This window comes from Mesorhizobium sp. P2_A8, from assembly GCF_056404935.1.
On sequence record NZ_JBFUDB010000004.1, the window covers coordinates 39,557 to 58,641 of the forward strand.

Genomic DNA, 19,085 nt, shown 5'->3' on the forward strand with positions numbered 1-19,085 from the left:
ATCCGCCGGCATTTTTCCATGACAAGTTTCGCCATGTTGCATGGGCCACGAAACGGCCTGTTAGACTATAGTTGCAGGGCAGCTGGGCTTCGCCGTCAAATCGGGCCGCCGCGCTGGACTCGACTTCTTGCCTGTGTATTGTTTCGCGCGGACCGATGCGGGAGCGAGGATTTCCCGAACGTCGGTCTGTTGGTCCAAAAGGGAGGAACTGCATGGATCGTCGTTCATTCATTCGCAAGGCTGGTGTTACCGGCGTCGGTGCTGCAGCGGCGGCGGCCACGCTCGCGGCGCCGGCAATAGCCCAGTCCAATCCCAAGGTGACGTGGCGACTGGCCTCGTCCTTCCCCAAGTCGCTCGACACCATCTATGGCGGCGCCGAAGTGTTCTCCAAGATGCTGTCGGAAGCCACCGATGGCAACTTTCAGATCCAGGTCTTCGCCGCCGGCGAACTCGTGCCAGGCCTTCAGGCCGCCGACGCCACCACGGCCGGCACCGTCGAGGCCTGCCACACGGTGGCATATTATTACTGGGGCAAGGACCCGACATGGGCGCTCGGTGCGGCGGTTCCCTTTTCGCTCAACGCGCGCGGTATGAATGCCTGGCACTACCATGGCGGCGGCATCGACCTGTTCAACGAGTTTCTCGCCACGCAGGGTCTTTTCGGCCTGCCAGGCGGCAACACCGGCGTGCAGATGGGTGGCTGGTTCCGCAAGGAGATCAACACCGTCGCCGACCTGTCCGGCCTCAAGATGCGCATCGGCGGCTTTGCCGGCAAGGTGGTGCAGAAGCTCGGCGTCGTGCCGCAGCAGATCGCCGGCGGTGATATCTATCCGGCGCTGGAAAAGGGCACCATCGACGCGGCCGAATGGGTCGGCCCGTATGACGATGAGAAGCTCGGCTTCTACAAGGTCGCGCCCTATTACTACTACCCCGGCTGGTGGGAAGGCGGTCCGACCGTCCATCTGATGTTCAACAAGGCGAAATACGACGAGCTTTCGCCGGCTTACAAGTCCCTCCTGCGCACCGCTGCCCAGGCTGCCGATGCCGACATGCTGCAGAAGTACGATTCTCTGAACCCGGCAGCGGTGAAGCGGCTGGTGGCCGGTGGTGCGAAGCTGCGCCCGTTCAGCCAGGACATCATGGCCGCCTGCTTCGAAAAGGCAAACGAGGTCTATGCCGAAATGGAGGCCACCAACGCGCCGTTCAAGAAGATCTGGGAATCGATCAAGGGCTTCCGCAAGGAGCACTATCTCTGGGCGCAGGTGGCCGAATACAATTTCGACACCTTCATGATGGTCCAGCAGCGCAATGGCAAGCTGTAGACCATCCATTGCCTCCTTGGAGAGACCCCGGGCCCGCTCGCCCGGGGTCTTTCTTTTCAGGCTGGCGAGGAACTGATCTCGACTAGGATTCCGCCGGGGGCAAGGCAGTAGAAGGTGGTCGAATTGACGCCGCCGCGCGTCAGCTCCTGGACCTCGCCCGGCGCGAGGCCCGCATCGGCAAGCTCGGCCTGCTTGGCGTGCACAATGTCTGGTTTGCCGACGAAGAAGCCGACGTAAAAACCATCGGGATAGGCGGCCGTCTCTCCCTTGCCCGGTGTCATGAGGTTGAGGGCAAAGCCGTCGGCTCCCCGTAGGAGCGCGAAGGCGTCCTTGCCGCGCATGGCGAGAAGCTCGAAGCCGAAATGGCTGGTGAAGAAGCCGGCAAGAGCTGCGACTTCGGTGGTAACGAGATTGGCATGGTTCAGTTTCATGGTCTTTGTCCTGTCGCGGGTTGAAAGGCGGACAGGCATGGCTGCAGACCGTGAGCCGGCGGGGCCGTGGCATCAGGAAATCCGGACACGACCCAACCGGCCCACGGACTTTCGCCTCGCTTGCCGGCCGCGGGTTCTCCCGCAAATCATGCGGCGAACAGGCCTCCGTTCAAAAGCGGAAGAGACCGGACTACCGAACCGGCCATGTCTTTTTCGGCGCGCACCCAATAGCCGATCGATGGATTGCCGGCAAGCGCGCAAGGCCAAGCGATGGCCGGGCCGCTCAGCCTGGGTGCGGCACCACCAGCACCTTGACCTCGCCAGGCGCCGGCGGATTGGCGATCACCGCTGCCGCGTCTTCGAGCGCCACCTGCCTGGAGATCAGCCGGTCGATCTCGATTGCGCCCGATGCAATGAGCTCGGCGGCGCGGCGATGCGTGAAGGGATTGAGGAACGAGCCGAGCACTTTCAATTCCCGGAACAGCAGGTCGAAGGGCTCGAATTCCGCTTTCATGCCTTGCGGCGTCACGCCGACGATGACGACCGTGCCGCCGGCGCGGGCCAGCCGCATTGACTGCTCGACGGTCTCTCGCACGCCCGCGCATTCGAAGACGACGTCGACACCGCCTGGCGCCATGCCCGCCGGTCCGGCCACGGCATTGATGACATCGACGGCGGTCGGATCGACCGATGCCGTGGCCCCGAGATCCTCGGCGAGCGCGCGCCGTGAGGCTTGCCTGGTCGACAGTATGATGGTCGTGGCTCCGGCCAGACGCGCCAGCTGCACGGTGAGCAGTCCGATCACGCCGCCGCCAAGCACGACCACCGAGCTGCCTGGTCTGATTTCGGCCAGGTCGACGCCATGCAGGCAACAGCCGAGCGGTTCGCAGAAGGCACCATGCGTCGGTTTCAGGCTGGCAGGCAGGAGGAAAGCCTGCTTCTGCGGCAAGGCAAGGTATTCGGCAAAGCCACCATCGCGATGAATGCCGATGGCGCGCAGGTTGCTGCAGAGATTGACCCGCCCGGCATGACAGTGCGCGCAACGCCCGCAGGCGATGTTGGGGTCGCCGGTGACACGGTCGCCAACGGCAAAGCCCGATACGGATTTTCCGATTGCCTCGATGGTGCCGGAGAATTCATGGCCGGGCGTCACCGGCGGCGTACACGGAAATTCGCCGTGGAACAGATGCCGGTCCGTGCCGCAGACGCCGCAGGCTTCAACGCGGACCAGAAGCTCATCCGGCCCGATGTCGGGTTTGTCGACCTCGCGCAGGGCGATGCTGCCCACCGCTTCCAGCCGCACCGCTTTCATGATCCTGGCCATGCTGGTTTCAGTTGAAGCTTGGCGGTTGCGACAGGTCCGGCTGCGGTGCCGCCGGTTTGGCCGGCGGCGTGTCGCCGAAACTCGGCGGTTGCGACAGATCGGGCGCGGCAGGAGCGGCCGGGGCCGTGCCGCCATTGGCCGGCGGTGTACCAAGCGGCGAAAGGCCGGGAATCTCCGGCACCTTGTAGTCGATCGTGCCGGGATCGACCACCGTACCCTTGTAGTGCATCACCATCTGCGGGAAGGCGATGGTCAGCCCGATCATGATCACCTGGATGCAGACGAAGGGCACCGCGCCCCAATAGATCTGTCCGGTGGTCACTGGCGCGATCTGTTTGCCGGTGAGGCGGTCGAGGTAGGGCACGCGGGCGGCGACCGAGCGCAGGTAGAACAGCGCGAAGCCGAAAGGCGGATGCATGAAGCTGGTCTGCATGTTCACGCCCAGGAGCACGCCGAACCAGATCAGGTCGATGCCGAGCTTGTCGGCGGCCGGCGCCAGCAGCGGCACGATGATGAAGGCGAGTTCGAAGAAGTCGAGGAAGAAGGCAAGGAAGAAGACGAGGATGTTGACGCCGATCAGGAAGCCGACTTCGCCGCCCGGCAGCGAGGTCAGCAGGTGTTCGACCCAGATGTGGCCGTTGACGCCGTAGAAGGTCAGCGAGAACACCCGCGCGCCGATCAGGATGAACAGCACGAAGGACGACAGCCGCGTCGTCGAGGTCAGTGCCTGCTTGACCACGTCCAGCGACAGGCGACCTTTCGCCGCCGCCATGATCAATGCACCGACAGAGCCCATGGCGCCGCCCTCCGTCGGGGTGGCGATGCCGAGGAAGATGGTGCCCAGCACCAGGAAGATCAGTGCCAGTGGCGGGATCAGCACGATGATCACCTGCTGCGCCAGCCTGGACATCATGTTGAAGTTCAGGCGTTTGTCGGCAATTGCCACGATGTAGATGAAGAGCACGCCGGCAGTGGCCCCGAGAATGTCGGCATTGTCGCCATGCGCCGGCGCGAGATAGCGATACGCCGCATAGGAGATGGCCGCCGTTACCGCCAGCGCCACCAGCAGCGACGTGACGCCATGGCCTAGCGTGCGCGCTTCCAGCGGCAGCGCCGGCACCAGTTTCGGCCGGAAGATCGAAACGATCAGGATGTAGAGCGCGTAGAGACCGGTCAGGACAAGGCCGGGAATCAGCGCGCCCGCATACATGTCGCCGACCGAGCGGCCGAGCTGGTCGGCCAGAACGATCAGCACCAGCGACGGCGGGATGATCTGGGCGAGCGTACCTGACGCGGCGATGACGCCGGATGCCAGCCGGCGATCGTAGCCATAGCGCAGCATGATCGGCAGCGAGATCAACCCCATGGCGATGACGGAAGCCGCCACCACGCCGGTGGTCGCCGCCAGCAGTGCGCCGACGAAGATCACCGCATAGGCGAGGCCGCCGCGGATCGGTCCGAACAGCTGGCCGATCGTGTCGAGCAGGTCTTCGGCCATGCCTGATCGCTCGAGCACGATACCCATGAAGGTGAAGAACGGAATGGCGAGCAGCGTGTCGTTCGACATCACCCGGCTGCCATAGAAATTATCCGGCAGTGCGTGCAGAAGCGGCCAGGCGAGGTTGATCGATCCTCCGGAGTAGGGCGAGAGGAGCACGCCGATGAAGAAGAACATCAAGCCGTTGGCGGCCAGCGAAAAGGCGACGGGGTAGCCGATCAGCAGGAAGATGATCAGCGAGGCGAACATGATCGGCGCCATGTTCTGGGCGATGAATTCCATCACGAGCGCACCTCGTCGGCCAGCGCCTTGGCTTCCAGTTCGGCCTGCTCATGCGCGGAGATGAAGGGATTTGGGTCGTCCATGTGGCCACGCATGATGGCGATCTTCTTGATGATCTCGGAAATGCCCTGCAGCGCGAGCAGGAAAAAGCCGACGAGCAGGATGGCCTTGGCCGGCCAGATGATCAGTCCACCGGAGTTGTTGGACATCTCGCCGCTGCGAAATGACAGCGACACATAGGGAACGAAATAGATGACCATCAGCGTCACGAACGGCATCAGGAAGAGGATATGGCCGAGCAGGTCGATCCAATGCTGCACGCGGCGCGAAAACAGGCCGTAGACGATGTCGATGCGGATATGCTCGTTCTGCTTCAGCGTATAGGCGGCGGCCAGCATGAAGGCGGCGCCGAACAGATACCACTGCAGCTCCAGCCACGCGTTCGAGGATATGTCGAACACCTTGCGGATGATGGCGTTGGCGGCACTGACCAGGATCGCCAGCAGGATCAGCCACGACACCCATTTGCCGATGAATTCATTGAGGCGATCGATACCCCGCGACAGAGCGAGCAGCCCTTGCATGCAGTCCTCCCTTGTACGGAGGCGTGCCGGCTCCCCCTCGTTCCGTCACGCCGCGTGGCCCAACGGTATGCCGCGCGTGGCCGGACGGGTCAACAAGGATAGAAGCAGCAAACGTCATCGCGTGGGAGGGCAGGGCCGGATACCGCCGGTCTGCCCCGGCGTCATGCAACCAAAGTCTGAGGGATTCAGGCGATTTTGCCGGTGTCGCGGCCGGCACCGATCAGCACCAGCGTGGCGACCAGGAACAGATACATCCAGGCGTCGCGCCATTCGACCGGGAAATAACCGGCCCACAGCGATTCAGCCATGCCGAAGGCGGCCGCACCCAGCGCCGCGCGCGGCGGCGAGAGATAACCGCCGACCGCGGTCACGAACAGGATCTTCAACCCGTAGACAAGGCCGGAGCCGAAGCTGACATTGCCGTAATAGAGGCCGGCCATGACGCCGGCGAGCGCGGCGCAGAAGCCGCCGAACAGCACGGCCTGCCGGAACACGCCGCGCACGTCGACGCCGCACATCGCGGCTGCCTTGGGGTCGTCGGAGACGGCGCGCCAGCGCCGGCCGAAGCTCGAGCGGGCAAATGCCCAGGCGGCCAGCGCGATTGCCGCCAGCACCACCGCGCAATCGATGAGCTGGATGAGCGTCAGCGTTGCCCTGAAGGTCGCGTCCTGCGCGAAAATGATCGGCTGCGCCAGCATCGGCGGCAGCCACAGATCATGTGTGTCGGAGGCGATGCGGCTTGCCTCCGACAACAGCAGCAGGATGCCGAGCGTCGTCACTACGATCGCATTGGGCGAGCGGTCGGCCAGTGGTTCGAAGACGCTGCGTGACAGGACATGGCTGACCAGCGCGGCGTAGAGGAAAGCCGAGACGATGCCGAGTGCCACCGCCGCCAGCAGCGTCAGCCACAGTACCTGATAGCCGAAGGCCGCGGTGAGGATCATCGTCTGGCCGCAAAAGGCGAACAGCGCGCCATAGGCAAGATTGGTGCGGTGCAGGATGCCGTTGGTCAGCACATAGCCGAAGGCAAGCAGCGCATAGAGCGCGCCCGAATGCAGCCCGTTCAGCACCTGCTGGAAGAAGTAGAGCATGCAAAACCCTCGGATCATGTCGTCCAGAAGCAACTGACGTGACGACGACATGTTCAAAAAGGCTGCGGGGGACCGCATCCCTGCGAAGGTTTGCATCGCTGAATCTAACTTGTCAAATGCGATTTATCGGTTAGATTTTCGGCATGACGGTATCCTGGACCCCACACCGCTTCACTGGCGGCCTGCTTGCGCTCGACACGACGAACACCGTGGTGCTGCGCGGCGATCCGGAGCGAACCTTCGATCGCTTCGATGATCCGATCGAGATCGCCCGCTTCGCCGATGCGGCGAGCGGCTTTCGCGCCGCCGAGCTGGGCGACAGGCAACTGGTGGTATCCTCGCCGGTGGCAATCGCACCCGTCGTGCTGTCGATCCGCGAGGCGACGGACCGGCTGTTTCGCGGCGCTGTGTCGAAAGGCACGGTTGCCACCGCCGATCTGCCCGGGTTCCTGACGGCCTGCGCGGCGGGGCTGGCTGGCAGCCGGACCGAGATCGGTGCGCCGGGTAGGCCGTTCGGTGATCCCCTGACGCCGATCGCCTTCGAGGCGGCGCTGGCGGTTTCCGCCCTGTCGCTGCTGCGCGACGACACCGTCGCGAGGCTCAGGATCTGTCCCAACTGCACCTGGCTGTTCGTCGACAGAAGCCGCAATTCCAGCCGTCTTTGGTGCGACATGGCGGTGTGCGGCAACCGTCAGAAGGCAAGTCGTCACTATCGCCGCCGCCGCATGGCGGCCAATGAGGTCTAGGATGCTTAGAGGATTTTCCCGTTTGATCGTTGTCGGCGCCGCCCTGATTGCCGCCGTCGCGCTCGGCGCCTGCCGCGATACCGGCAACAACGAAGGCAAACTGTTCGAGATTTCCGGCAAGATTTTCGTCTTCAACTACCGTCTCGCCAGGGCGACCTATGTCGTCACGCTGCGGCCGCTGCAGCCGATGGGAGACGGCCAGGTGGCGGTCGCCAGCTTCCAGGATCCCGCCGGCGGCGCGCCTTTGGTGGTCGAGCAGAAGGTCTGGCCGAAGCTCGACAAGGTGACGCTGGAGAGCCCGGCCCTGACTTGCGTCGTCAAGAACAAGCCCTATGCGATCGCCATCAGCATCAAGGGCGCCGACGGCGCCATCCTGCAGAAGATCGACACCACCTTGATGTCGACGGAGGACCAGTCGGTGCTGCCCGACCGGCCGCTGGTCATCGATCAGCTCTACACGGCCAATCCCGATCTCGTCGGCCATCCCGACGGCAAGTTGCCGGGCGAACCCAAGCCGGATTGCTCGAAGGGCATCTGACGCATCGCCGCCATGTCCGGCCGCGCGGAAATTTTCGTGCGCCGGGCGACGTCCGCGGAGCGGTTTCGCACACGATTCGGGATCGCCGCGGACTGTTCGTTGCGCGTTGCCTGGCCCCTTCGATTTTGTTTGACCTGTCTTGCAAGGGGAGAAAGGATGCGTCATCCGACTCCGACGTTGGCTGCCTGCCCCCGCGCGGCCTCCGCACAGGAAATGCCTGATGACGCTGCATGACGTCGCGCTCGACGACAAGTTCGACCTCGCAAAGGAGCGCATCTTCCTGTCCGGCGCGCAGGCGGTCATCCGCATGCTTCTGATGCAGCGCGAGCGCGACCGTCGTGCCGGCCTCAACACAGCCGGATTCGTCTCCGGCTATCGCGGCTCGCCGCTCGGCGGCCTCGACATGCAGTTGTGGAAGGCGAAGAAGCAGCTTGCCCAGGCCGACATCGTCTTCCAGCCCGGCCTCAACGAGGAGCTTGCCGCCACCGCTTGCTGGGGATCGCAGCAGACGGAACTGCTGGGCGAGGGCACCCATGATGGCGTCTTTTCGGTCTGGTACGGCAAAGGTCCGGGCGTGGATCGTTCAGGAGACGTGTTCCGCCATGCCAATCTCGCCGGCTCGTCCAGGCATGGCGGTGTGCTCGCCCTGATGGGTGACGACCACATGGCCGAATCGTCGACCAATGCGCACGCCACCGAATTCCTGTTCGTCGACACGATGGTGCCGATCCTCAACCCGGCCGGCGTCCAGGAGATCATCGATTACGGCCTCTACGGCTTTGCCATGTCGCGCTTTGCCGGCACCTGGGCGGCGATCAAATGCGTCAAGGACAACATCGAATCGACGGCCTCGGTCGATGCCGCGCTCGAACGGCTGAACATCGTCGTGCCCGAGTTCGACATGCCGCCCGGTGGCCTCAACATCCGCCACGAGATCGACATGCTCGGCCAGGAGGAGCGGCTGCATGAACACAAGCGCGCCGCGGCCTCCGCCTTCATCCATGCCAACGGGCTGAACCGCATCGTCTATTCGGGCGGCCGCAACCCGAAGCTCGGCATCATCACGCTGGGCAAGAGCTATCTCGATGTCCGCCAGGCGCTGGAGGACATCGGCATCGATGAGGCGGTGGCCAACCGCATCGGCGTGAGGCTGTTCAAGGTCGGCTGTCCCTGGCCGCTCGACCTGCATCATATCGCCGACTTCGCCCGCGGCCTCGACACCATCGTCGTCGTCGAAGAGAAGCGCTCGCTGATCGAGGTGCAATTGCGCGAAAGCCTCTACGGCACCGCCACGCAGCCGGTCATTGTCGGCAAGAAGGACGAGCGCGGCGACTGGCTGTTCCCGGCCAAGGGCGCGCTCGATCCCAACGAAATCGCCATTGCGCTTGGTGAGAGGATTGTGCGGACGATCGGCCCGTCGGAAGAGATCTCTGCGCGGGTGGCGAAGCTGCGACAGTTCCAGGCAATGCTGGCGGACGCCACCGACATCGGCTCACGCACGCCGTTCTTCTGTTCCGGCTGCCCGCACAATTCCTCGACCAAGGTGCCGGACGGCTCGATTGCCGCGGCCGGCATCGGCTGCCACTTCATGGCTCTGTGGATGGACCGCAACACCCTTGGCTTCACCGCGATGGGCGGCGAGGGCGCGCAATGGGTGGGCCAGGCGCCGTTCTCGAAACGCGATCACATCTTCCAGAATCTCGGCGACGGCACCTACAATCATTCCGGCACGCTGGCGATCCGCTTCGCCCTGTCGACCGACGCCAACATCACCTACAAGATCCTCTACAATGACGCCGTCGCCATGACCGGCGGCCAGCCGCACGAAGGCGGGCTGACCGTCGACATGATCGCCAGGCAAGTGCGAGCTGAAGGTGTCGGCCGCATCGCCATCGTCACCGACGAGCCGGATAAATATGCCGGCAAGGCCGAATTCCCGGCCGGCGCCACCATCCATCACCGCGACGACCTCGATCTCGTCCAGCGCGAGCTGCGTGGCGTCCAAGGCGTATCGGTGCTGCTCTACGACCAGACCTGCGCCGCCGAAAAACGCCGCCGCCGCAAGCGCGGCACCTTTCCCGATCCCGACAAGCGGGTCTTCATCAACGAACTGGTCTGCGAAGGCTGCGGCGATTGCGGCGTGCAGTCGAACTGCGTCTCGATCCAGCCAGTCGAGACCGAGTTCGGCCGCAAGCGCAGGATCGACCAGTCGAGCTGCAACAAGGATTTCTCCTGCGTCAACGGCTTCTGCCCGTCCTTCGTTACCGTGCACGGCGCCAAGATCCGCAAGGCCGAAGGCATGGCCGGCAAGGCTGACCCGCTCGACGGCGTGCCGGTGCCCGCCGAATTCCCGCTTGGCGAGCAGGGCTGGGCGGCCATCATCAACGGCGTCGGCGGCACCGGCGTCGTCACCGTCGGTGCGGTGCTCGGCATGGCGGCCCATCTCGAGGACAAGGGCTGCGGCATGATCGACATGGCCGGCCTCGCCCAGAAGGGCGGCTCGGTGTTCACCCATGTCCGTATCGCCCGCACCCCGGACGACATCCATGCCATCCGCGTTTCGGCCGGCAAGGCCGACCTCGTGCTTGGCTGCGATCTCGTCGTCTCGGGCGCCAAGAAGGTGCTGACGGCGGTCCGCGAGGGCCACACCATCTTCCTCGCCAACACCGCCGAGATCATGCCCGGCGAATTTGCCCGGTCGGCCGATTTCTCGTTGCCGGTCGAGCGCCTGAAGAAGGCGATCCGCACCGCTGCCGGCGAGGACAGGGCGCATTTCTTCGACGCCACGCGCACCGCCACCGCGCTGTTCGGCAATTCGCTCGGCGCCAACATGTTCATGCTCGGCTTTGCCTTCCAGCACGGCGGCTTGCCGCTGTCGGCCGAGGCCGTCGAGAAGGCGATCGAGCTCAATGGCGAAGCCGTGGCGATGAACATCGCCGCCTTCCGCTGGGGCCGCCGTGCCGCCCATCAGCCGGATTTCGTGCGCGGCCTCGTCGCCCAGCCGGGTAAGACCGCGCAGGCTGCCGCGGTCGCCGAGACGCTGGACGACATCATTGCCCGCCGCGTCGCATTCCTGACCGCCTATCAGAACGCTGCCTATGGCAAGCGCTACGCCGAAAAGCTGGCCGTCTTGCGGGCCGCCGAGGCCAAGGCCGTGCCCGGTTCGACCGCGGTATCGGAAGCTGCCGCCAGGAACCTGTTCAAGCTGATGGCGATCAAGGACGAGTACGAGGTGGCGCGGCTCTATACCGACGGCTCGTTTACCGCCGAACTGCGCAAGCAGTTCCAGAGCTACGAAAAACTCGAATTCCATCTCGCGCCGCCGATCATGGGCCGCCGCGGCAATGACGGCACGCCGCGGAAATCGAGCTTCGGTCCCTGGATGATGAAGGGTTTTCGCCTGCTGGCGGCGATGAAAGGCCTGCGCGGCACCGCCTTCGACCTGTTCGGCTACACCGCCGAGCGGCGCATGGAGCGGCAGCTTCTTGCGCAGTACGAAGCGGATCTGGAGCTGGTCGCCAACTCGCTGGCGCCGGCCGGGGTCGATGCGGCAATAGCCCTTGCCTCGGTGCCGGCCCTCATTCGCGGCTATGGCCACGTCCGCCAGGCCAGCGCCGAAAAGGCCGCGGGCGAACGCCAAAGGCTGCTCGAACGCCTGTCGGGGACGCCGGCACGGCCGAGACTTCAGGCCGCCGAATGATGGCCTTGTTTACCTGAAGCTAGATTTCCCAGTCTGTCCGGCATTTGCGCACCCTCGGCAACCGAGCCAAAACCACCGTTCTAAGCCTTTCTTAAGGCGGGTGTGGCATGACAAGGCCTAGCGTTGGGCCGACGATATGGGCAGAACAAAGACCGAAAACATCCCCGCGGATGTTTATATCCAGTTTGTGCGGTCGTTGTTCGACAACGCCCACATGCTGGTGATCGGCGGTGCGTGCTACTGGATCCTCGGATTCATGATCTACTTGCGCACGCACAATCCGTTGTTCCTGGCTTTCTCTTTTGTTCTGCTGTCCATCAGCCTTTTCCGCTACTTCGGCATTCGCGCCTTCAGGAAAGCTGGCGGTGTAATAGCCAATGTTGAAGAAGCGCAGCAGTGGGAGCGCAATTACATCCTCAAGGGCAGCCTGCAGGGCCTCGGGCTGGGCACGCTATGCTTCATATCGATCTATGTGTATCCCGATCCCTTTGCCGAACTGGCCGCGACGTCGCTGACCTTGGCAACCTTGGTTACGGTTGTTGGCCGGAACTACGGATCTCCGCGCATGGTGCGGATTTTTTCCGTGACCTTCATTGGTCCGGCAGCACTTGGACTCCTGCTGCGCATGGATGTCCCCTCGGTCCTTCTGGGGCTGATGATCATCCCGTTGACTTTCATCACGATCAACAGCGCCGACCACGTCCGCAACGTGCTTTTCTCGGCGGTCATCGGCCACAAGGAAGCGAGGAAGCTCGCGCGCAGGTTCGATCGCGCCCTCAACACCATGTCGCACGGCCTTGTCATGCTCGGCCCGGACGGGCGCGTGGCGGTGGCCAATGCCGAAGCGGCGCATCTGATGTCGCTCAAGTCGCCGGATGCGCTGCTCGGGCGGTCGATCCATGGTCTTTTGATGCGTGGCGTCGCCGGCGGCATGCTGGCACCGAAGGATTGCCGCTACATCGAAGCCCAGCTGACCCGCGCCCTGCGCGAGGGCCGCGACCGCAAGGTGCTGGTTTCCCTCGCCAACGGCCAGCACTATGAATTCTCGGCTCGCGAAGGCAGCCAGGAACTGGGCGTCATCACCTTCGAGGACGTCACCGCCCGTGTCGAGGCGGAAGACAAGATCCGCTTCATGGCACGCTACGACAACCTTACCGGCCTGCCCAACCGCGCCTATTTCCACGAACTCGTCGGCGAGGCCATGGCGTCCGGCGACCTCGACCGTCTTTGCGGGCTGGCAGTGCTCGACCTTGATGATTTCAAGAGCGTCAACGACACGCTTGGGCATCCGATCGGCGACGGTTTGATCTACGCCGTCGCCGAGCGGCTTGCCGCCATTGCCGGGCAAGGCATCACGGTCAGCCGTTTCGGCGGCGACGAATTCATGATCTTCTTCGACCGCGTCGAGGATGAGAGCCATCTGACCGGCCAGCTCGACGAGATTTTCGCCGGCTTGCAGGGGGAGGTCGACGTCGCCGGTCACGGGCTGCGCATCCAGGCCAGCGGCGGCGCAGTACTGTCGCGGGTCAAGGATACCGATGTCGACGCCATGATCGTCAAGGCGGACCTCGCGCTCTACAAGGCCAAGGAACTCGGCAAGAACAGCTGGCGGCTGTTCGAGGCCTCGATGGATGCCGCCTTCCGCAATCGTCAGCTGATGAAGGCGGATCTGCGCACCGCCGTGGAAAGCAAGGCCCTGAGGGTAGTCTATCAGCCGATCGTTGCGATGAACACCATGCGTATCGCCAGCTGCGAGGCGCTGTGCCGGTGGGACCATCCAGATCTCGGGCCGATCTCGCCCAGCATCTTCATTCCGCTGGCCGAGGAAATGGGCATCATTTCCGAGATCAGCACCTTCGTGCTGCAGGCGGCCTGCACCGAATGCGCCAAATGGCCAGACCAGACCACCGTCTCGGTCAATCTCTCCGCCAAGGATTTCCGCAACCGCGACGTCGTCCAGAAGGTTCGTGATGCGTTGACCAGCTCCGGCCTCGCCGCCGGCCGGCTGGAGATCGAGGTCACCGAAACGGCGTTGCTCGACGACAAGTCGCTGACGCGCCAGTACATCGAGGAGCTGAAGCAGCTTGGCGTGCGCATTGCGCTCGACGATTTCGGCACCGGCTATTCGAGCCTGAGCTACCTGCACAAGCTGCCGCTCGACAAGATCAAGATCGACCGTTCGTTCCTGATCGACGTCACCCAGAACAGCCGTTCGCTCGAACTGCTCAAGGGCATCGTCAATCTGTCTCGACCGCTCGGACTTTCCGTGACCGTCGAAGGTGTCGAGACCTTCGAGCAGCTCAAGATCCTGGCCTTGCAGGTCAAACCGGATCTCGTGCAGGGCTTCCTCTTCGGTGCCGCGCTTAGTGCGTCGGGTATCGAGACGATGTCGAGTGTCACCTGGCCATTCGTCGCGGACCTGCGTCTAACCGGCAAACGGACAGCCCGTTAGAGCAATTCCAGGAAAGTGTGAAACGGTTTTCCGTCCGAAATTGCGTCAAAACAAAGGGATAGAGCAGTTCGCCGTGTTCCGTGAAACGGTGAGCTAGTGTCGTCGTTTCGAAGTTCGCTTGGACTCCTCCCTCGGCGCTGGGTCGTCGAGCGAACGTTCGGCTGAGCCATGCCATGGAGCCTCCTGGTGCGCGACTTCGAAACGCATCGAAGTCTCAGAACGCCATGATCCAGATCGCCCTCGGCGGCATCCTTCTCACGCGAATTGCTGACCAACAAACATTCTCAAACGGCGCTCAGCCGTTAAGGTTAACAGAAGGTAAATCAACAACATCGATATTTCAGCTTGTGTCTCATTTCAGCTCGAATAGCTTATCAGCAGGCGGATTTTCGAGGACAGATAATGGATGCTGCAGGGGCTGCAAGGAATGCGTCTGGCGTGGTCAGCACAGCCGGGGATTCAGTGCTGAATCGATCGATCATGCAATTGCTGGAGCATGTCGATTATCGCCTCATTACAGGCGGCGAAGATCTGGAGGCGATCTACCGACTGCGCTACAAATCCTACCTGCGCTCAGGCATGTGCGGCCCGATCGCCAGCGGAATGTTCGAGGATCGTTGGGACGATCTGCCGAACTCCTACAGGTTCGGTGTCTATTGCTATGGCGAACTGGTCAGCACCATCCGCTTCCATTACATTTCTAGCGAGCACCCGAATTCGCCCTCCGTCGATGCCTATCCGGAAATACTGATCGATGGACTTGCCCGCGGCGAAACCTTCATTGACGGAACCCGGTTCGCAACCGATCCCGACAGCGCGCCGGCGCCCGGAGTGCTGCCTTTCCTGACACTCAGGCTTGCCATGGTGGCCTCGCGCTACTTTGGCCAGAACTCGGTGCTTACGCCGGTCAAGCTCGAGCATTCCAATTTTTATGCCCGTTACTTCAACGCCGTGCAGAGGACCGAGGGTAAAGTGTTTCCGGGCGTTCTTGCCCCGATCGCACTGTTCGAAATCCCTTCCGGCGAAAATATGCGTCTGACGCTCGAACGGTTCCCATTCTTCAGGTCGACGCCGATGGAACAGCGGCTGATGTTTGCCAATCCGGCCATCAACGGACTGACACCCCTGTCCGTCGTGCCAACAGCGAAATATTATCGCGACGCCGCCTGAGGCTCGCGATTTTCGTAAAGCGCCTGGAGCTTTCCGACCACTTCCGCGTTTTGATGACGGCGGCGCTGTCGCCCCAGTCTCTGTCATCATCCCGACGGATTTGTCAGAAGGAACCGGACATGACCATTTCCACGCTTGCGCTCACCCCGCTCATCTCGCTGATCGCCGGCGTGCTGATCCTGGTGATGCCAAGGCTGTTGAACTACATCGTCGCGCTCTATCTGATCGTCGTTGGATTGCTCGGGCTTTTCCCGCACCTCGTCCGCTGAAGGGGCGCTGCGGCGAGGTCACCTCGGGAGCATCCTCCTAGACGCCTGGACCCGGAGATAAGGGTCAAGGCGCAATCCGGCAGCAGGGCCGCCTGCGGGCGCCGGCTGTTTTCCGGCTCCAGCAAGCCGGCTTCAATTTTCCTTTGAGGCAGTTGTCGGCTGTGATGCGGCAATAGCGCCATTGCTCTCGGCCCGGCTTTTCGCTATGTGCCTGAAAGATGTCTTCGAAGGGGTATTGCTATGGCTGATCACACGCCGACCGGTCCTGTCGAACTGGGCGCGAAGATGGACTATGCCGAGCATGACCGCACCTATGCGGGTTTTCTCATGCTCGCCAAATACGGATCGCTCTTTTGCCTAGCCATACTCCTGGCGATGGCTTTTGGCTTCTTCGCGGGCGGCTTCTTTTCGGCGACCATCCTGTTCGTTCTGATTCTGGCCGCCGGCGCCTTTATCCTCCGATAGACTTTTCCGATACCCTGTCCACGGCGCCGCCGCGAGGCCGGTCGGCGTCTTGCGGGAACAGCTTCCGGCCGAAAGGATCATGCGGTGGGACAGACGGTTTTCATCCCTCGTGAACTCGATGCCAACGAGCCGCGCGTCGCGGCTTCGCCCGATACGGTGAAACGGCTGGCGGCGTTGGGTCTCAACGTCCTCGTCGAGACCGGTGCCGGGACGCGGTCGCGCATTCCCGACGAGGAATTCGCCAAGGTCGGCGCCACGATTGGCAAGGCCTCCGATGTTGCCAAGGGCGATGTCGTGCTGAAGGTGCGGCGGCCAACGGAAGCCGAGTTGAAGAGCTACAAGCCGGGTGCGGCGGTCATCGCCATCATGGATCCCTACGGCAATGATGCCGCCGTGGCCGCCCTGGCCAAGGCGGGCGTCACCGCCTTTTCGATGGAATTCATGCCGCGCATCACCCGGGCCCAGTCGATGGACGTTTTGTCCTCGCAGGCCAATCTCGCCGGCTACCAGGCAGTCATCGACGGCGCTTCGGAATATGACCGGGCACTGCCGATGATGATGACGGCGGCGGGCACGGTGCCGGCGGCGAAAGTCTTCATCATGGGCGTCGGCGTCGCCGGCCTGCAGGCTATTGCCACGGCGCGCCGCCTCGGCGCTGTCGTCACCGCGACCGACGTTCGCCCCGCCGCCAAGGAGCAGGTCGCCTCGCTTGGCGCAAAATTCCTCGCGGTCGAGGACGACGAATTCAAAGCGGCCGAAACGGCCGGCGGCTACGCCAAGGAAATGTCGAAGGAATACCAGGCCAAGCAGGCGGCACTCACCGCCGAGCATATCGCCAAGCAGGACATCGTCATCACCACGGCGCTGATCCCCGGCCGGCCGGCGCCCAAGCTGGTGTCGGCGGCGATGGTCGCATCGATGAAGCCGGGCTCGGTGCTCGTCGACCTCGCGGTCGAACGCGGCGGCAATGTCGAAGGCGCTGAAGCCGGCAAGGTGGTCACCACGGCCAACAACGTCAAGATCGTCGGTCACCTCAATGTTCCCGGCCGCATCGCCGCATCGGCCTCGCTGCTCTACGCCAGGAACCTGTTCGCCTTCCTCGAAACGCTGGTCGACAAGACGACGAAGACGCTTGCCATCAACCGCGACGACGACCTGGTCAAGGCGACAATGCTGACCGACGGCGGCAAGATCGTGCATCCTGCTTTCATGAAGGCCGACCGGCAGCCACATGTCGAGCCGGCTGCAATCCCAGCCACGACCATGGTCGCCGACGCTTCGGCCAAACCGGCTGCATCTAAGAAAGCGGCGTCCAAGAAACCGGCCGCACCCAAGTCGCCCTCGTCGAAGTCGAAAGGCATTGCGTGATGGATCAGACCTTGCAGAAAGCCCTCGACCAGCTAGACCAGGCCTCCGCCGCCGTTCGGCTGGCGGTGCAGAATATGGCGACCGCGCCTGGCGGTGCCGATGCGGCGGGTGACGCCGCGCACGCGCTGTCCGGCGGCGCCATCGATCCCTTTGTCTTCCGCTTCGCCATTTTCGTGCTGGCGATCTTCGTCGGCTATTATGTCGTCTGGTCGGTGACCCCCGCCTTGCACACGCCGCTGATGGCGGTCACCAACGCCATCTCATCGGTAATCGTCGTCGGTGCGCTGCTCGCCGTCGGCATCGCGGCTTCCGGCATCGCCGCCGGCTTCGGCTTCGTCGCGCTGATGCTGGTCTCGGTCAATATCTTCGGCGGCTTCCTGGTGACCCAGCGCATGCTGGCCATGTACAAGAAGAAGGACAAGTAGAGCGCCATGAACGCCAACTTCGCGTCCTTCCTCTATCTGGTTTCCGGCGTCCTGTTCATCATGGCGCTGCGCGGCCTGTCGCACCCGACGACCAGCCGTCAGGGCAACCTCTATGGCATGATCGGCATGGGCATCGCCGTCGCCACCACGCTGGCGCTGGCGACCCCGTCGGCTGGCCGCTTCGGCCTGATCGTGCTCGGCCTCGCCATTGGCGGCGGCGTTGGCGCCATCACCGCGCGCCGCATCGCCATGACGTCGATGCCGCAGCTGGTTGCGGCCTTCCACTCGCTGGTCGGCCTTGCCGCCGTCATGGTGGCGGCCGCGGCGATCTATGCGCCGGAAAGCTTTGGCATCGGCACGAATGGCGACATCCATGCCCAGGCTTTGATCGAGATGAGCCTTGGCGTCGCCATCGGCGCCATCACCTTCACCGGTTCGGTCATCGCCTTCTTGAAACTCGACGGCCGCATGTCGGGCAAGCCGATCATGATCGGCGGTCGCCACTTCATCAACGCCGCCCTTGGGATCGCGTTGATCGTGCTGATCGTGCTTCTGGTCGGCACGGAATCGAAACTGGTCTTCTGGCTGATCGTCGCGGCCTCGCTGGTACTGGGCATCCTGCTCATCATCCCGATCGGTGGCGCCGACATGCCGGTCGTCGTCTCGATGCTGAATTCCTATTCGGGCTGGGCAGCCGCGGCTCTCGGCTTCACGCTCGGCAACCTGGCGCTGATCATCACCGGCGCGCTGGTCGGCTCTTCCGGTGCGATCCTGTCCTACATCATGTGCAAGGGCATGAACCGGAGCTTCATCTCGGTCATTCTCGGCGGCTTCGGCGGCGAGACGGCGGCAGCGGCAGATGACGGCATCGAACGCACCGTCAAGCAGGGTTCGGCCGACGACGCCGCCTACCTGATGATGAACGCGCAGAAGGTCATCATCGTGCCGGGCTACGGCATGGCGGTCGCCCAGGCGCAGCATGCGCTGCGCGAGATGGCCGACAAGCTCAAGGCCAACGGCGTGGACGTGAAGTACGCTATTCATCCTGTGGCCGGCCGCATGCCCGGGCACATGAACGTGCTGCTCGCCGAGGCCAACGTGCCCTATGACGAGGTGTTCGAACTCGAAGACATCAACTCCGAATTCGCGCAGGCCGACGTTGCCTATGTCATCGGCGCCAACGACGTCACCAACCCTTCGGCCCGAGACGACAAGTCGTCGCCGATCTACGGCATGCCGATCCTCGATGTCGACAAGGCGCGCACCTGCCTGTTCGTCAAGCGCTCGCTCGGCTCCGGCTATGCCGGCATCGACAACACGCTGTTCTACAAGGACGGCACCATGATGCTGCTCGGCGACGCCAAGAAGATGACCGAGGAGATCGTCAAGGCGATGGATCATTGATCCGACCATGGCGCGA

General features: G+C 63.3%; 16 protein-coding genes. 11 read left to right on the forward strand and 5 right to left on the reverse strand.

The genetic code is table 11. The features are described 5' to 3' along the window. Positions 1 to 212: 212 nt before the first annotated feature. The gene (locus AC1D10_RS12750) at positions 213 to 1,322 is read left to right on the forward strand and encodes a TRAP transporter substrate-binding protein (protein ID WP_477272169.1); all 1,110 of its coding nucleotides are present in this window, start codon (positions 213 to 215) and stop codon (positions 1,320 to 1,322) included. 56 nt (positions 1,323 to 1,378) lie between these two features. Here AC1D10_RS12750 and AC1D10_RS12755 read toward each other — a convergent pair whose 3' ends face one another. From AC1D10_RS12755 to AC1D10_RS12775, 5 genes are all read right to left on the reverse strand, one after another. Beyond that, positions 1,379 to 1,753, reverse strand: a complete 375-nt coding sequence (locus AC1D10_RS12755) for a VOC family protein (RefSeq protein ID WP_477272171.1) — start codon at positions 1,751 to 1,753, stop codon at positions 1,379 to 1,381. 283 nt (positions 1,754 to 2,036) lie between these two features. Beyond that, positions 2,037 to 3,065, reverse strand: coding sequence for a zinc-dependent alcohol dehydrogenase family protein (locus AC1D10_RS12760; RefSeq protein WP_477273082.1), 1,029 nt, complete (start codon positions 3,063 to 3,065; stop codon positions 2,037 to 2,039). 19 nt (positions 3,066 to 3,084) lie between these two features. Continuing rightward, the gene (locus AC1D10_RS12765) at positions 3,085 to 4,860 is read right to left on the reverse strand and encodes a TRAP transporter large permease (protein WP_477272173.1); all 1,776 of its coding nucleotides are present in this window, start codon (positions 4,858 to 4,860) and stop codon (positions 3,085 to 3,087) included. Beyond that, complete coding sequence (locus tag AC1D10_RS12770) at positions 4,857 to 5,441, reverse strand: TRAP transporter small permease subunit (protein WP_477272175.1); 585 nt, start codon at positions 5,439 to 5,441, stop codon at positions 4,857 to 4,859. Before AC1D10_RS12770 ends, AC1D10_RS12765 begins: the two co-directional genes overlap by 4 nt. Positions 5,442 to 5,626: 185 nt before the next feature. Beyond that, on the reverse strand, positions 5,627 to 6,532 hold the full coding sequence (locus AC1D10_RS12775; RefSeq protein ID WP_477272177.1) for a branched-chain amino acid ABC transporter permease: 906 nt from the start codon (positions 6,530 to 6,532) through the stop codon (positions 5,627 to 5,629). 143 nt (positions 6,533 to 6,675) lie between these two features. On the opposite strand from AC1D10_RS12775, the gene AC1D10_RS12780 reads away from it, so the two are divergent. From AC1D10_RS12780 to AC1D10_RS12825, 10 genes are all read left to right on the forward strand, one after another. Then, positions 6,676 to 7,278 carry a CGNR zinc finger domain-containing protein gene (locus AC1D10_RS12780; RefSeq protein WP_477272179.1) on the forward strand — a complete coding sequence of 201 codons (603 nt, stop codon included), beginning with the start codon at positions 6,676 to 6,678 and terminating at the stop codon, positions 7,276 to 7,278. A gap of 1 nt (position 7,279) precedes the next feature. Next, positions 7,280 to 7,816, forward strand: coding sequence for a hypothetical protein (locus AC1D10_RS12785; RefSeq protein WP_477272181.1), 537 nt, complete (start codon positions 7,280 to 7,282; stop codon positions 7,814 to 7,816). 220 nt (positions 7,817 to 8,036) lie between these two features. Further along, a complete protein-coding gene (locus tag AC1D10_RS12790) occupies positions 8,037 to 11,516 on the forward strand; it encodes an indolepyruvate ferredoxin oxidoreductase family protein (protein WP_477272183.1) in 3,480 nt (1,159 codons plus the stop codon). Between the two features lie 136 nt (positions 11,517 to 11,652). Further along, a complete protein-coding gene (locus AC1D10_RS12795; protein ID WP_477272185.1) occupies positions 11,653 to 13,968 on the forward strand; it encodes a putative bifunctional diguanylate cyclase/phosphodiesterase in 2,316 nt (771 codons plus the stop codon). 462 nt (positions 13,969 to 14,430) lie between these two features. Next, positions 14,431 to 15,138 carry an N-acyl amino acid synthase FeeM domain-containing protein gene (locus AC1D10_RS12800; protein WP_477272187.1) on the forward strand — a complete coding sequence of 236 codons (708 nt, stop codon included), beginning with the start codon at positions 14,431 to 14,433 and terminating at the stop codon, positions 15,136 to 15,138. Between the two features lie 119 nt (positions 15,139 to 15,257). Beyond that, on the forward strand, positions 15,258 to 15,407 hold the full coding sequence (locus AC1D10_RS12805) for a DUF3096 domain-containing protein (protein ID WP_111544933.1): 150 nt from the start codon (positions 15,258 to 15,260) through the stop codon (positions 15,405 to 15,407). 240 nt (positions 15,408 to 15,647) lie between these two features. Then, on the forward strand, positions 15,648 to 15,872 hold the full coding sequence (locus AC1D10_RS12810) for an aa3-type cytochrome c oxidase subunit IV (RefSeq protein WP_111544932.1): 225 nt from the start codon (positions 15,648 to 15,650) through the stop codon (positions 15,870 to 15,872). Between the two features lie 84 nt (positions 15,873 to 15,956). Further along, positions 15,957 to 17,240, forward strand: a complete 1,284-nt coding sequence (locus AC1D10_RS12815; protein WP_477272190.1) for a Re/Si-specific NAD(P)(+) transhydrogenase subunit alpha — start codon at positions 15,957 to 15,959, stop codon at positions 17,238 to 17,240. Beyond that, complete coding sequence (locus AC1D10_RS12820; RefSeq protein WP_006339983.1) at positions 17,240 to 17,665, forward strand: proton-translocating transhydrogenase family protein; 426 nt, start codon at positions 17,240 to 17,242, stop codon at positions 17,663 to 17,665. Before AC1D10_RS12815 ends, AC1D10_RS12820 begins: the two co-directional genes overlap by 1 nt. 6 nt (positions 17,666 to 17,671) lie before the next feature. Beyond that, on the forward strand, positions 17,672 to 19,069 hold the full coding sequence (locus AC1D10_RS12825) for an NAD(P)(+) transhydrogenase (Re/Si-specific) subunit beta (protein ID WP_477272193.1): 1,398 nt from the start codon (positions 17,672 to 17,674) through the stop codon (positions 19,067 to 19,069). The last annotated feature ends 16 nt before the right edge of the window (positions 19,070 to 19,085 follow it).

Bases quoted from the DNA above. Each gene is read 5' to 3' on its own strand.
- AC1D10_RS12770 (WP_477272175.1), bottom strand. From the start codon at position 5,441: ATGCAAGGGCTGCTCGCTCTGTCGCGGGGTATCGATCGCCTCAATGAA.
- AC1D10_RS12790 (WP_477272183.1), top strand. From the start codon at position 8,037: ATGACGCTGCATGACGTCGCGCTCGACGACAAGTTCGACCTCGCAAAG.
- AC1D10_RS12825 (WP_477272193.1), top strand. From the start codon at position 17,672: ATGAACGCCAACTTCGCGTCCTTCCTCTATCTGGTTTCCGGCGTCCTG.
- AC1D10_RS12755 (WP_477272171.1), bottom strand. From the start codon at position 1,753: ATGAAACTGAACCATGCCAATCTCGTTACCACCGAAGTCGCAGCTCTT.
- AC1D10_RS12750 (WP_477272169.1), top strand. From the start codon at position 213: ATGGATCGTCGTTCATTCATTCGCAAGGCTGGTGTTACCGGCGTCGGT.
- AC1D10_RS12820 (WP_006339983.1), top strand. From the start codon at position 17,240: ATGGATCAGACCTTGCAGAAAGCCCTCGACCAGCTAGACCAGGCCTCC.
- AC1D10_RS12795 (WP_477272185.1), top strand. From the start codon at position 11,653: ATGGGCAGAACAAAGACCGAAAACATCCCCGCGGATGTTTATATCCAG.
- AC1D10_RS12810 (WP_111544932.1), top strand. From the start codon at position 15,648: ATGGCTGATCACACGCCGACCGGTCCTGTCGAACTGGGCGCGAAGATG.
- AC1D10_RS12775 (WP_477272177.1), bottom strand. From the start codon at position 6,532: ATGCTCTACTTCTTCCAGCAGGTGCTGAACGGGCTGCATTCGGGCGCG.
- AC1D10_RS12805 (WP_111544933.1), top strand. From the start codon at position 15,258: ATGACCATTTCCACGCTTGCGCTCACCCCGCTCATCTCGCTGATCGCC.
- AC1D10_RS12760 (WP_477273082.1), bottom strand. From the start codon at position 3,065: ATGAAAGCGGTGCGGCTGGAAGCGGTGGGCAGCATCGCCCTGCGCGAG.
- AC1D10_RS12785 (WP_477272181.1), top strand. From the start codon at position 7,280: ATGCTTAGAGGATTTTCCCGTTTGATCGTTGTCGGCGCCGCCCTGATT.
- AC1D10_RS12780 (WP_477272179.1), top strand. From the start codon at position 6,676: ATGACGGTATCCTGGACCCCACACCGCTTCACTGGCGGCCTGCTTGCG.